This is a genomic window from Bacillus sp. HMA207 (assembly GCF_003402455.1).
GTDB lineage: Bacteria > Bacillota > Bacilli > Bacillales > Bacillaceae_G > Bacillus_A > Bacillus_A cereus.
Genome location: NZ_BEZT01000001.1, coordinates 589,952 through 603,843, shown reverse-complemented (window position 1 = coordinate 603,843; position 13,892 = coordinate 589,952). Strand labels below are relative to the sequence as shown.

Sequence of the window (13,892 nt, the reverse complement as noted above, 5' to 3'; positions counted from 1 at the left end):
GCATGGAGCGCATGTTTCGCGTTCTCGGCTTTTGGACTGGAATTTTCTCGGTCATGTTTTATGTAGGGGATATGCAACCGGCCGCACTACTATTTTTAGGACAAACAGGTTTCTTCGTACTTTTAAGCTATTTAAAATTAACAGAGCGTATGTATATATACGTATTTGGGGCATATTTAACTGTTTTCTTCATAGGATTTACATACTACACGACATTCTTACTTGTGCCTGGGGCTGGACATTAAAAGATGGCATTTTGCCATCTTTTTTTTAATTCCGGAATTCCCTAGTTGACTTATAGGTTTTATTACCTTATATTCTATATAACAGATTGGAATTAGGGGGAATCAACATGAATACACTGCTTGTCGGAATTAACGTTGCAGTCATGCTCATTTTAGTTGGCGTATTATATTATATGCAACGTAAGCATGTATCTTTTAATAAACGCGTATTTACCGCTTTAGGAGTCGGGATTATCTTCGGTCTTATATTACAATTTATTTATGAGCCAACTTCTAAAGTAATTATTGAATCAAATACTTGGTTTGGCTTAATCGGTAACGGTTATGTGAAGTTACTTCAAATGATCGTTATGCCACTTATTTTAGTATCTATTATTTCAGCATTTACAAAATTACAGTTAACGAAAAATCTTGGTAAAATTAGTGGTCTTATTATCGGAATTTTAATTCTTACTACAGGAATTGCTGCAGCTGTCGGTATCGCTGCAAGTGCAGGATTTGATGTATCTGCAACCGGCCTACAACAAGGTGATGCAGAATCTGCTCGTCTGAAACTAGTTGAAGAAAGATTTACTTCTATTGAAAAGACAACAATTCCAGATAAATTATTAGAGCTATTACCTACAAATCCGTTTCTTGATTTAACAGGCGCTCGTCCAACATCAACAATTTCTGTCGTAATATTTGCAGCCTTTATCGGCATTGCCTTTATAGGTGTAAAACGAAAATATCCAGAACAAGCAGAGCTATTTAAGAAGATGCTTGATGCTGTATATGCAATCGTAATGCGTATGGTAACATTAATTTTACGCCTTACTCCATACGGCGTATTAGCTCTTATGGCAAAAACAGTTGCTGGTAGCGATATAAATGCTATTTTAAAACTTGGTAACTTCGTGCTAGCCTCTTACGTAGCACTTATCGTAATGTTTATCATTCACTTATTATTAATTGCATTGTCTGGTTTAAATCCAATTCAATATTTGAAAAAAGTGTTCCCTGTACTAACTTTTGCATTCACATCTCGCTCTAGTGCTGGTGCGATGCCATTAAATATTGAAGCGCAAAAAGAAAAGCTTGGTATTTCCGAAGGAATTGCAAACTTCGCAGCTTCATTTGGGGTATCTATCGGACAAAACGGTTGCGCAGGTATTTATCCAGCAATGCTTGCAATGATGGTCGCTCCAACTGTAGGAATTGATCCATTACAACCACAATTTATTTTAACTTTAATCGCTGTTGTTGCTATTAGCTCATTCGGTGTTGCCGGAGTTGGTGGCGGCGCAACATTCGCAGCTTTAATCGTACTATCTACAATGAACTTACCAATCGGTATTGTTGCTCTAGTTATCTCGGTTGAGCCATTAATCGATATGGGGCGTACAGCTCTTAACGTAAGTGGCTCTATGACAGCAGGTCTTATTTCAAGTAAATGGCTTGGTGAATTAGATCAAGATACGTACAATCAAGATGATACAAAAACTGGTGAAATTGCTTCATAATGAAAAAAAGACGCTAACATACAATTGTTAGCGTCTTTTTTATTCCGTTCCCTCTTTATAGATTTTATCTTGAGAATTATCACTCTAAGTATTCTTCTAGTTGCTCTTTTAACTCTTCCTCAATCTCATAACAAGATTCATCAGCGAGTTCCCCTACTTTCTTACTCCCCAAAATGTTTGATTGAATTGGCATTCCTAAAAAGATTCTTTCACATTTCCAAATTGGAATATTGTGAAATCCAATCATCTCTTTTTCTTCATCTAATATAGCTATAGCAACTGATGAATAATAACCCACCTCAAAGGGATTCTCTTTTTCCCTTGCAAATCCCATATCTAATTCCATGTGGTTTTCTATGTATAAACGTGAATACTCTTTATGCAGTTTAAGTGATATTCGCTCTATTTCCTTCTCCATACATTGAATGTTCTCTTTTAACTCCAACGTAAACTCCTGTTCTTTATATTTCATTTTCGCCTCCTTAAACATAGAAAAAGAGAATACAATAACATATCCTCTTTCCTCAAATATATTTCATTATCTCACAGCCCGTCCTTTTCACAAATAACCATTTTGTTCGCACCATTTATGAAATTGTCCTACGTCTACTCCAACTAACACGATATCCTTTAGCTCTACATCAATGACTTGTTCTCCAATTACAATAGCAAACTGCGATGCTAATTTTGTCTCGTTTTTCTTTACAATTCCAATTCGGTTCCGATGCGGTCCATCTTTTATATATGCTTTTTGTCCTACAATATCAAAGTTCAAAATTCTCACCTCTTTTACTGCGCTCAAATTGGAAATACGATCTCCACCTCGGAAAATTTCCTTTCATTGCACTATTTCTCTATATATATGACAAAACAATAAAAGAGTCCTTCCTTCTTTACAATTATTTTTTCTTTGTTTCATTTTTGTGATTGAAACGTAAAGTTTATAATAAAATACACTTGGAAGCGCTTTCTATGTAATTTTTTATGTTATAATATATAAGTAGAACTTCGTAAAGAGGGTTAAAAAATGAATACAAAAATGATTAAAAAAGTAATTGAAGCATTAAAAGTATATGGCTTTCAGGATGTATCATTCTGTGACAAAACGAAGCAATTTTTATTTCATAACGAAACCGATATTATGAGCGGCTATGCAGAAATAACATATAGTAGTCAATTTGAAAAATTCAACGTACAAATTCATCCAATTGAAACGCATCACCAAGCAGAGTTACAAGAGATTGAAAGACATATACAAGCTTGTATAAGAAAAGTGGAATATTTAAACGCACTTCTTACCGGGCAGACAAAACTAGATGATAAAATTATTATTATGTAAAAAAAGAACGTGATCCAATCACGTTCTTTTTTCATTATACGTTCATCTTTTCCTTTAGTTGTAATCCTGTAACAGATTCTAATACATCCATCGATTCTCCAAATGTCATATCAAAAATTGTCTTGTCCTCTATGTATGGAAACTGTCTGAAACGCTTTTCTAACACCTTCACAGCATCTGATGTAAAGTTTGCACTATCAATACCAAATTCTGTTTCAAGAAGAACGATCCAATCTAACACATGAAAACCTAATCCATTGACGAATGAAATCAATTTTTCTTCTGGGTTTGAAGATAAGAATACTTGGCGTTCCATCTCACTAAAAAGTTCTTCTCCTAAGATTTCAGCTAACTCATCATCATGTTCACGTTCAACAAGTTCTTCGTAGCCGTAATCATCCACAAGCTCTTCTACTTCTTCACTATCCTGACAAAGCAATTGACTAAGAAGTGCCTCTTTCTTAAATTCACTATTTTGTACGACTTCTAAAAAGCTCGTTTCCCATCCATTTTCTAATTTCATATTATGTACTCCTTTATATACGTTTCTTATCATCACTGTACCCAAAAGATCACTTTTATAACCTTTTAGGTAGTTACTATTATTTCACATGATTCATAACATAAGATGCAAACTCAGCTACATCTCCTTCAAAAATATTTATTTCTGGCAAGTGATAGAACGTTGTTTGGAGCGGGTTTCCTGCATGATATACATATATCGTTTTCTCTAGTGCAATCGCCATTCCAAACTCTGTATGGCTCCCGTTTCCGCCATCTAATATAAGTAAAAATACATCCGCTTCTTTTACAGCATTTTGTTCTGCCTGACCAATTTCTCTTAATTGTTCTTCATTCGCTGCTCTTTCATTTTTGGTCCAATCATATGTATGGTGCCATCCTGCATGTTTCAGTTCATTTGCTACGGAACGTACAAGATGTTTATTTTGGAAACCTGAGGCGATATAAAAATTCATTTATATACACTCCTTCATTATGTATGGGGAAACTCCTTTTTAGCGTTATTTGTTATAGCTACAATAAAGAACAACTTCAAAAAAAATCCCCATCTTTAAAACTTATTTGCGTTTAAATGATGGGATGCTTCATGGTCTTCTTTTATTTTTTGTTTTTTATAACTTTCATCAGCTAACATTTCTAGTTCAGCTGTTATCTCTGACTTTTCAAGCTCTCTTTCTTGCGAAAATTTCCTTGAAATATAAACAATAACACTACCAACGTACAACACAAAGCATATAATAAGTGCAGTATTTTCATAGAGACTTAGCTCCAACACAGTCACTCCTAATCCATTCGTATTTTCACGCCTCATTAATTGGAATTTCCCTATTAACCCATTTGTTATCCCGCTATTTGAGGGCAGTAAGACTCCCTCCTCAAAATTCAGTAACAGTAAAGAAGTTAGATGTGGGATGCACCCAACTGATTAAAGTTTCACTTTATTGTAACATAAAAATATCAATTCTTGGAATCTTTCACCCTACTAAAAGAGGCATGATTGTTTCATCATGCCTCTGAAATATTTTGAATGATTGTTTTAATTGCTTCTTTTCCATTATATTTTTTTAGTGCTGTTTTATACTTCTCATTATTTTGACTTAATTCTTCGACATACTTTATAAGAGATTTTACATTTACATCTTCTTCATATAATACGGAAGCATATCCTTGTCTTTCAAAGGACTCTGCATTTAATATTTGATCTCCACGGCTTGCAAATTTCGATAATGGAATTAAAACCATCGGCTTTTGTAATGTTAAAAATTCAAAAATTGCGTTGGAGCCCGCGCGTGAAATAACAAAATCTGTTACCGCTAATATATCTGGCAGTTCTCCATGTACATATTCAAATTGTCTATATCCTTCTTTATTTTGTAAACTTTCATCAAGGTTACCTTTTCCGCAAAGGTGAACAATTTGATATTTTTTCAGAAGTTCTGGTAACGCGGATCGAACCGTTTCATTAATTTTTTTTGCGCCCAAACTTCCTCCCATGATTGTAATAACTGGCTTTTTACGTGAAAAGCCTAAAAATGCTAAACCTTTTTCACGATTTCCCTTTAGTACTTCTTCACGTACAGGAGATCCTGTATAAATTACTTTTTCTTTCGGTAAATGTTTCGCAGCTTCTTCAAATGTAACAAATATTTTCGAAGCAAAACGAAGCGCAATTTTGTTTGCTAGTCCTGGCGTCATATCAGATTCATGTAATAAAACTGGTACTCTATTTAGCCATCCGCCAATTACGACTGGTACAGATACGAAACCGCCTTTTGAAAAAATCACATCTGGTTTTAGTTTTCGAATTCTTACATACGCATCCATAACCCCCTTCATTACAAGAAAAGGATCTTTTATATTTTTTAAATCAAAATAACGACGTAGCTTTCCACTCGAAATACTATAGTAGGGAATGCCTTCCTTTTCTATAATCGTTTTCTCAATACCTTGGTGAGAACCAATATAAGAGATATCCCAGTTGTCTTCCTGTAAATATGGGATAATGGCTAAATTAGGTGTTACATGTCCTGCCGAACCGCCACCTGTAAAGACTATTTTCTTCATACGTCTCCCCCTTCTAGACTATAATACACTAAAATATCTTGCCTCAGGGTGAGAAAGTACCATAGCCGTTACGGACGCTTCTGGCTCCATCATGAATCCTTCTGTTAATGAAATACCTATTTCCTCTGGATGAATTAAGCGAAATAGCTTTTCTTGATCTGCAAGTTCTGGACACGCCGGATAACCAAATGACACTCGTATTCCTCTATATTTCGTACGGAAACGTTCTTCCATCGTCAGTTCAGGTGAGTCCGGAATGCCCCAGCGGTCACGAATGAGCATATGTGTTTTTTCAGCAAGTCCTTCCGCTAATTCAAGCGCTAACGATTGAATGGCATGACTACGTAGGTAATCACCTTTCGCCTTCAACTCTTCAGCAATATCCCGAACTCCTTCCCCAACCGTAACAGATAAGAAAGCAACATAGTCCATCTCATCTCCTATTGGGCGCAAATAATCACCTAAAGTACGATAGGGAGCCTTTCCTTGTCTAGGGAATGTGAAACGCTCTATAACACGCGTATGATCTTCTGGATCATATATTACAATGTTTTGTCCGTCGCTTTGCGCTGGGAAAAATTGATACACTGCTTTCGGCTTTAACCAAGATTGTCCTTCCTGCAATAATTCATCTATTAAATCATTTAATTCATGTGCTCTCTTATCTCCCTCTTTCAAAAGCTTCTTCACATTTCCTTTTAATCCAAGGTGATGCCCAAGTAGCATTTGTCTATTCAGAAATGGTGCGAGATGAAGGGCGGGAACATCTCGTAATACAATTCGTTTTGTTGAATCAGGCACCATAACCTCTGATTTTGGTAATGGCTCAATTACTGCTGGAATTTCTACTTTCTTCTCCTCTTTTTTTACGATATGAAGATGACGTTCTTTTTTATCCTGCTTCATCTTCTCACGCTCTTCTTCTTTTTGAAGCTTATTAATAATATCGAGCCCCGTCATCGCATCACTCGCATAACAAACGAGTCCTTTATATGATGGTGAAATCCGATTATCTGTAAACTTTCTCGTTAACGCTGCACCACCTACAACAATGGGCACATCAATATTTGCCGCTTTTAAATCTTCAGCAGTCGTTACCATTTGTTGCGCTGATTTTACTAATAAACCTGAAAGGCCTATAATGTCCGGCTTCTTTTCTTGTACTTCTTGAACAATTCGATCCGAACGTACATTAATTCCTAAATTAATAATCTCATATCCGTTATTCGCTAAAATAATTTCAACGAGATTTTTCCCAATATCATGCACGTCACCTTTTACAGTTGCTAACAATACTTTCCCTTTTTTCGCACTATCACTAGATTCCATATGTGGCTCTAAATAGCTTACAGCGGCTTTCATACTTTCGGCACTTTGCAATACTTCAGCAACAATAAGTTCATTATTATTAAATAGTCGTCCTACCTCGTCCATCCCTGTCATAAGCGGACCGTTAATAATATCAAGAGGTTTTCTTCCTTCTTCAAGTGCAAGACTTAAATCCTCGTGTAATCCTTGTTTCGTACCTTCTACAATATAATTTGCTAGTCTTTCATCAAGCGTTAACGTTTCTTGCACAACGACATCTTTCTTTTTAGCAACTCGGTAAAAGTTTGTAAATTCTTCTAACGTCTCTTTCGTCGTTTCAAACAGTAAGGCATCTGCAAGGCGTTTTTCTTCCTCTGGAATCGACGCATAGCGTTCTAATTTTTCCGTATTCACAATCGCGTAATCTAATCCTGCTTTCGTAGCATGGTATAAAAAAACTGAATTTAATACTTCACGTCCAGCCGGTGGTAAACCAAATGATATGTTACTTACACCTAAAATCGTTAAACACTCTGGTAACGCTTCTTTAATAAGGCGAATTCCTTCTATAGTCGCTGCCGCTGAGCCAATATATTCTTCATCACCTGTCCCTACTGGAAACACAAGTGCATCAAAAATAATATCTGACGGGCGTATCCCATACTTCTTTGTAAGTAATTCATAGCTTCTTTTCGCAATTTCTATCTTTCGTTCCGCACTAACCGCCATACCGTCTTCATCAATTGTTCCTACAACTATAGCGGCACCATACTTCTGAAGAAGCGGTGTCACTTTTTTAAATCGTTCTTCTCCATCTTCTAAATTAATTGAATTAATAACAGCTTTTCCTTGAATATAAGTAAGAGCTCGCTCCATCACATTTTCATCTGTTGAATCAATCATAATCGGTACTTTTAAAACTTTCGTAACTTCTGCTAAGAAGTTTTCCATATCTTCTATTTCATCGCGATCAGGATCTGCCATACAAATGTCAATAATATGAGCATTTTTCTTCACTTGCGCTCTTGCCACTTCAGCAGCCTCTTCAAATTTCCCTTCTGCTACTAAGCGTTTAAATTTACGTGACCCAATAACATTCGTTCTTTCACCTACAAATAACGGTCTCATAGACTCATCATATTGCAGTGCTTCTAATCCACTAATTCCATGTCCTTCTCTCTCATGATGGTCACGAGGCCTAAGAGATGCTAGCGCGGATTTCATTGCTTTTATATGTTCTGGTGTCGTGCCACAACAACCACCAATAATATTAACCCATCCTTCTTCAGCAAATCGCTTCACCTTTTCAGCAAGAGAAGATGGAGATTCATGGTAATGTCCATCTTCATCAGGAAGACCTGCATTTGGATAACAAGAAATGTAACACTCCGATAAATCAGATAGTGACCGAATATGGTCCCTCATAAACTCCGGACCAGTCGCACAGTTTAACCCAACAGATAATGGTTTCATATGTTCTACTGATAAATAAAAAGCTTCAATTGTTTGCCCAGCCAGAGTCGTTCCCATTGGCTCAATCGTTCCTGAAATCATAATAGGAACCGTTTTTTTCAGTTCTTCAAAAGCGGCTTGAATTCCAATATAAGCTGCTTTCACGTTACGCATATCTTGACTCGTCTCAACGAGTAATACATCAACTGCTCCTTTTAATAATCCTCGTGCCTGCCTTGTATAAGCCTCAATCAATTCTTCAAAAGTCACACCACCTGTAACACTAATTGCTTTCGTTGTTGGTCCCATCGCTCCCGCAACATATACTTCCTTCCCGCTTTCTTTAACAGCTTGCTTCGCCAAAAGTGCTGCCTTTTCATTTAGTTCTTCATCTAAATGAGACAGATCATAATCACTTAGTACAATATTCGTTGCCCCAAATGTATTTGTTTCAATAATATCCGCTCCAGCTTCAATATAAGCTTTATGAATCTTTAAAATAACGTCTGGTCTTGTTTCCACTAAATATTCATTACAGCCCTCGTACTCTTCTCCTCCGAAATCTTCAGCAGTTAAATCCTCTTGCTGAATCATTGTCCCCATTGCACCATCTAATATTAAAATGCTATTTTTTAATTTTTCTTCTATACACTTCATCAATTAATACCTTCTTTCACTTCTTGCTTTTCTCTTACATATTTAACAAGATGTTCTGTAATTTCATACTTTAAAAATGGTGTAATAAGATAAATACCATTAAAATATTTCATCGCTGCGTCGACCAATTCTTGTGAAATGCGGATCCCTTCCTCAATTGCTGCCTCTTTCGTTTCATGTCCATCCATTCTCTCTCTTATTTCTTCAGGAAGAGTAATACCCGGCACCTCAAAATGAAGAAAATCTGCATTCCGCTTACTTACTAACGGCATAATTCCAATAAAAATAGGTTGTTCCAAATGCTTTGTCGCTTCATACACTTCTTCAATTAACTTGATATCGTAAATTGGCTGAGTTAAAAAATACTCCGCTCCAGCATCTATTTTTCGTTCCATTCGCTTAACCGCTGCTTTTAAGTGCCTCACGTGAGGATTAAATGCGCCGCCTACAGAAAACCTTGTCGCCGGTCCAATTGATTTCCCTAAAATTGAACGTCCATCGTTCATTTCTTTAATCATTTTAATAAGCTCAATAGAGGATAAATCATATACAGAAGTGGCACCGGGAAAATCACCAACGCGCGCTGGATCACCAGTTAAAGCTAACACTTCTTCCATCCCTAACGCCGATAAACCTAACAAATGAGATTGTAGTCCAATGACGTTATGATCTCTACACGTTAAATGCGTCAATACTGGGATATCATGCTTCGTTAATAACGCACCCATCGCCATATTAGAAACACGAGGCGATGCTAATGAATTATCTGCTAGAGTAATAGCATCTGCTCCCGCTCTTTTTAACGCTCTTGCTCCTTCAAAAAAACGCTGTGTATCTAACGTTTTCGGTGGATCTAATTCCACTACAACTGTCGTTTGTTTTTTCGCTTTCTCTGCTAGAGTGACGTGAGCCTTCGAACGTTTCTCATGCGTATGAACGACTTTCGGCCTTTGAATCGTGTCTTTTTCTATTACAGGGGTAATATTCGCAACAGCGCGCTTCATACTTTGAATATGTTCTGGAGTCGTACCACAACAACCACCCAATAACCGAATACCTTGCTCAATAAATCTCGGTGTCATCGCTTCAAAATAAGCTGGGCTTCCCTCATATACGTAACGTCCCTCCACATAATTCGGGAGGCCTGCATTTGGGTATGCTGATAAATAGCCATTTTGAGGAATCGATATCATTTTGAAAGCTTCCGTCATATGAAGCGGCCCTAGTTGACAATTCAATCCAACAACATTTGCACCGTAATCTATAAGTTGCTTTAATATTTCATTGACATCATTTCCATTTTGAGTCGTACCTGCTTCATGTAACGCTAATTGCGCAACAATTGGAATATTCGTTTGCTTACGCAATACTTTAACGGCATGAAGTAATTCAAATTCATCGTAAAAAGTTTCTAATAGTAATCCATCAACCTGTTCTTCTAGTAAAGCCCCTGCCTGTTCAAGTAACATAAACTCTCTTTCCATATCAGTCGTTGTAACAGCTCCGATATGTTTCATACCACCAATTGTTCCTAAAATTGCATTTTTATCTGTCACAGATGCTTTCGCCAGTTTTACTGCCGCTCTATTAATTTCTATAACTTGATTTTCTAAACCATACATACGTAATTTCGCTTCATTTGCTCCATACGTATTCGTTTGAATTACATCTGCTCCAGCAGCTACATATTGTTTATGAATCGATATAATTAAGTCTGGATCAGATACATTCAATTCTTCAAAGCTACTTTGCAAACCATGTGAATGCAATAACGTCCCAACCGCACCATCACCTATTACAATTCCGTTTGATAATAAATCTAGTAATTTCACGAATCTCCCTCATTTCTATCAATATAAAAACCCCCTCTTCACTTTGAAGAGGGGGACATAATCGTTCCTCCTCTTATTATGCAAAACATTCGTTTTGCAGGTATTAGCACCGTTTCAAACATTTCGTTTGAAGGTTGCCGGGTTTCACAGGGCCTTTCCCTCCACCGCTCTCAATAAGAGTTGTCTTTATTATTTTATTTATGTAGCTAAAAGGAAATGCGTTCCCCTTTTAACAATGTTTGTTAATTTTTTAATAAATTTAGCATGCACAAAAGTAAAAGTCAATGACACTTGCGGAAAAATAAAAATTATTTAAAATAAAGTTGCAATTCAGTTATATTTTATTGTAAAGTTAAAAACATAATAAAAATTTCATACGAACATTCTTATCTAGAGAGGTAGAGGGACTGGCCCTGTGACGCCTCAGCAACCATTAACATTTTGTTAATAAGGTGCTAATTCCAGCAAATTGTGAAAGATTTGACAGATGAGAAGAAGACTCTATTCAAACCGAAAGCCTTCTTCTTAGAAGGCTTTTTTTATTTTATATTCACTTAATGTTTCAATTTAAAAAGGAGGAATTTTCACATGTCAACAATCGAAACAAAACTAGCACAAATCGGAAATCGCAGTGAAACTACAACTGGAACGGTTAATCCACCAGTTTATTTCTCAACCGCTTATCGTCACGAAGGAATTGGTAAATCTACTGGCTTTGACTATTCACGAACTGGCAATCCAACTCGCGGTCTTTTAGAACAGGCGATTGCAGACTTAGAATATGGCGAACAAGGTTATGCCTGTAGTTCAGGGATGGCGGCTGTTCTCCTCGTCCTTTCTCTATTCCGCTCTGGAGACGAACTTATTGTATCTGAAGATTTATACGGGGGAACGTATCGATTATTTTCTGAGCATGAAAAAAAGTGGAATGTTCGATGTAGATACGTAAATACACAGTCTATTAAACAAATTGAGCAAGCTATCACAACTGAAACGAAGGCTATTTTCATAGAAACTCCAACTAATCCATTAATGCAAGTTACTGATATTGCTGCTGTCGCAACTGTAGCGAAAAGGAACGGACTACTTCTTATTGTAGACAACACTTTCTACACACCTTATATACAGCAACCATTAACAGAAGGTGCTGACATTGTACTTCATAGCGCAACGAAATATTTAGGGGGACATAACGATGTACTAAGCGGGCTTGTCGTTGCAAAAGGAAAGGAACTTTGCGAGGAAATCGCTCATTATCATAATGCATCAGGTGCAGTTTTAAGCCCATTTGACTCATGGTTATTAATTCGCGGTATGAAAACGTTAGCGCTTCGCATGAGGCAACATGAAGAAAATGCGAAAGCAGTTGTTGCGTATTTAAATGATGAAGACGGGGTGACAGATGTATTTTATCCAGGAAGAGGTGGCATGATCTCATTCCGCCTTAAAGATGAAGCTTGGATTAATCCATTCTTACAATCTTTATCCTTAATTACATTTGCCGAAAGTCTTGGTGGTGTAGAAAGTTTAATGACTTATCCAGCAACGCAAACACATGCTGATATTCCTGAAGAAATTAGAACAGCAAACGGCGTATGCAATCGTCTTCTTCGATTCTCAGTTGGCATTGAAAATAGTAACGATTTAATTCAAGACTTAAAGCAAGCAATTAAACTCGTAAAAGAAGGTGTAAGAATATGAGCTATTCTATAGATACACTCTTACTACACAACCAATATAAACACGACTCGCAAACAGGCGCTGTGAACGTTCCTATTTATAACACATCAACTTTTCACCAGTTTGATGTAGATACGTTCGGAAAATATGACTATAGCAGGTCAGGAAATCCAACTCGTGAAGCTCTTGAAGATATCATTGCTTTATTAGAAGGCGGAACAAAAGGATTCGCCTTTGCATCAGGCATTGCAGCGATTTCCACTGCATTCCTCCTTCTTTCACAAGGTGATCACGTACTCATTTCAGAAGATGTGTACGGAGGCACTTACCGAGTGATAACTGAGGTACTCTCCCGTTACGGTGTTTCACATACATTTGTTGATATGACCAATTTAGAAGAAATAAAACAAAACATTAAACCAAATACAAAGCTCTTTTATGTAGAAACACCTTCTAACCCACTTTTAAAAGTGACAGATATTCGCGAGGTTTCTAAACTCGCAAAATCTATTGGCGCTCTTACTTTTGTTGATAATACATTTTTGACACCACTATTCCAAAAACCACTTGAACTTGGAGCTGATGTCGTTCTTCATAGTGCTACAAAATTTATTGCTGGTCATAGTGATGTTACTGCCGGATTAGCAGTAGTAAAAGATTCAGAACTCGCTCAAAAGCTTGGATTTTTACAAAATGCATTCGGTGCTATTTTAGGACCTCAAGATTGTTCTCTCGTACTTCGCGGTCTAAAAACATTGCATGTACGCCTCGAACATTCAGCTAAAAATGCCAATAAAATCGCACATTATTTACAAGAGCACTCTAAAGTAAAAAATGTCTATTATCCGGGATTACAAACTCATCTCGGATTTGATATTCAACAATCTCAAGCAACATCAGCTGGAGCGGTCTTATCGTTTGCTTTGCAGTCAGAAGATGCACTCCGCAAATTTTTATCAAAAGTAAAATTACCTGTTTTTGCAGTTAGTTTAGGAGCTGTAGAGTCAATTCTTTCTTATCCAGCAAAAATGTCACATGCAGCACTGTCGCAAGAAGCTCGTGATAAAAGAGGAATCTCTAATTCATTACTTCGGTTATCAGTCGGTCTTGAAAATGTTAACGATTTAATATCCGATTTTGAAAATGCCCTTTCTTATGTAGAAGAACCTGTAAATGCATAGAGAAAAAGAAGATATGAGATTAGGTTTTCATATCTTCTTTTTATGCGGTTTAGTTATATTCATTTGAATTTCTTCTTTTCTTATAGTCCATAAAAAATAAAAGTATATCA

13 protein-coding genes and 2 riboswitches are annotated in these 13,892 nt (G+C 36.6%); of the genes, 5 read left to right on the top strand and 8 right to left on the bottom strand.

The window, feature by feature from the left end; translation table 11 throughout:
• Positions 1-2: 2 nt before the first annotated feature.
• Positions 3-245 carry a DUF2626 domain-containing protein gene (locus tag HMAS_RS03260; RefSeq protein WP_000440716.1) on the top strand — a complete coding sequence of 81 codons (243 nt, stop codon included), beginning with the start codon at positions 3-5 and terminating at the stop codon, positions 243-245.
• Between the two features lie 107 nt (positions 246-352).
• On the top strand, positions 353-1,747 hold the full coding sequence (locus HMAS_RS03255; RefSeq protein ID WP_025709781.1) for an L-cystine transporter: 1,395 nt from the start codon (positions 353-355) through the stop codon (positions 1,745-1,747).
• 79 nt (positions 1,748-1,826) lie between these two features.
• Here the strand turns inward: HMAS_RS03255 and HMAS_RS03250 are convergent, their stop codons facing one another.
• Entirely contained in the window at positions 1,827-2,219 is a 393-nt protein-coding gene (locus HMAS_RS03250; protein ID WP_000875399.1) for a hypothetical protein, read from the bottom strand.
• A gap of 87 nt (positions 2,220-2,306) precedes the next feature.
• Positions 2,307-2,522 (bottom strand): DUF3912 family protein, encoded by a 216-nt coding sequence (locus HMAS_RS03245; protein WP_001008327.1) that lies wholly within the window; start codon positions 2,520-2,522, stop codon positions 2,307-2,309.
• Between the two features lie 252 nt (positions 2,523-2,774).
• Between HMAS_RS03245 and HMAS_RS03240 the strand changes: the two genes are divergently transcribed.
• Positions 2,775-3,086, top strand: coding sequence for a hypothetical protein (locus tag HMAS_RS03240; RefSeq protein WP_001093237.1), 312 nt, complete (start codon positions 2,775-2,777; stop codon positions 3,084-3,086).
• Positions 3,087-3,120: 34 nt separating this feature from the next.
• Here HMAS_RS03240 and HMAS_RS03235 read toward each other — a convergent pair whose 3' ends face one another.
• The 6 genes from HMAS_RS03235 to HMAS_RS03210 all read right to left on the bottom strand — a co-directional run bounded on the left by HMAS_RS03235 (position 3,121) and on the right by HMAS_RS03210 (position 10,921).
• The gene (locus HMAS_RS03235; RefSeq protein WP_000764267.1) at positions 3,121-3,609 is read right to left on the bottom strand and encodes a hypothetical protein; all 489 of its coding nucleotides are present in this window, start codon (positions 3,607-3,609) and stop codon (positions 3,121-3,123) included.
• Between the two features lie 79 nt (positions 3,610-3,688).
• Positions 3,689-4,063 (bottom strand): nucleoside 2-deoxyribosyltransferase, encoded by a 375-nt coding sequence (locus HMAS_RS03230; protein ID WP_001012345.1) that lies wholly within the window; start codon positions 4,061-4,063, stop codon positions 3,689-3,691.
• 95 nt (positions 4,064-4,158) lie between these two features.
• Positions 4,159-4,419, bottom strand: coding sequence for a DUF3966 domain-containing protein (locus HMAS_RS03225; protein ID WP_001250699.1), 261 nt, complete (start codon positions 4,417-4,419; stop codon positions 4,159-4,161).
• A 194-nt stretch (positions 4,420-4,613) separates the two neighbouring features.
• Positions 4,614-5,672: an undecaprenyldiphospho-muramoylpentapeptide beta-N-acetylglucosaminyltransferase gene (gene murG / locus HMAS_RS03220; RefSeq protein ID WP_000724779.1), complete on the bottom strand. Its 1,059-nt coding sequence runs from the start codon at positions 5,670-5,672 to the stop codon at positions 4,614-4,616.
• A gap of 18 nt (positions 5,673-5,690) precedes the next feature.
• Complete coding sequence (metH, locus tag HMAS_RS03215) at positions 5,691-9,089, bottom strand: methionine synthase (RefSeq protein WP_116344701.1); 3,399 nt, start codon at positions 9,087-9,089, stop codon at positions 5,691-5,693.
• Positions 9,089-10,921 carry a bifunctional homocysteine S-methyltransferase/methylenetetrahydrofolate reductase gene (locus HMAS_RS03210; RefSeq protein WP_044306403.1) on the bottom strand — a complete coding sequence of 611 codons (1,833 nt, stop codon included), beginning with the start codon at positions 10,919-10,921 and terminating at the stop codon, positions 9,089-9,091. Before HMAS_RS03210 ends, metH begins: the two co-directional genes overlap by 1 nt.
• Before the next feature lie 70 nt (positions 10,922-10,991).
• Positions 10,992-11,101: riboswitch (SAM riboswitch) on the bottom strand.
• Positions 11,102-11,304: 203 nt separating this feature from the next.
• A riboswitch (SAM riboswitch) is annotated at positions 11,305-11,415 on the top strand.
• A 94-nt stretch (positions 11,416-11,509) separates the two neighbouring features.
• On the opposite strand from HMAS_RS03210, the gene metI reads away from it, so the two are divergent.
• Together metI and metC are read left to right on the top strand one after the other, a co-directional pair.
• Positions 11,510-12,622, top strand: coding sequence for a cystathionine gamma-synthase/O-acetylhomoserine thiolyase (gene metI, locus HMAS_RS03205; RefSeq protein ID WP_000103897.1), 1,113 nt, complete (start codon positions 11,510-11,512; stop codon positions 12,620-12,622).
• Positions 12,619-13,782: a cystathionine beta-lyase gene (metC, locus tag HMAS_RS03200; RefSeq protein ID WP_044306405.1), complete on the top strand. Its 1,164-nt coding sequence runs from the start codon at positions 12,619-12,621 to the stop codon at positions 13,780-13,782. Before metI ends, metC begins: the two co-directional genes overlap by 4 nt.
• The last annotated feature ends 110 nt before the right edge of the window (positions 13,783-13,892 follow it).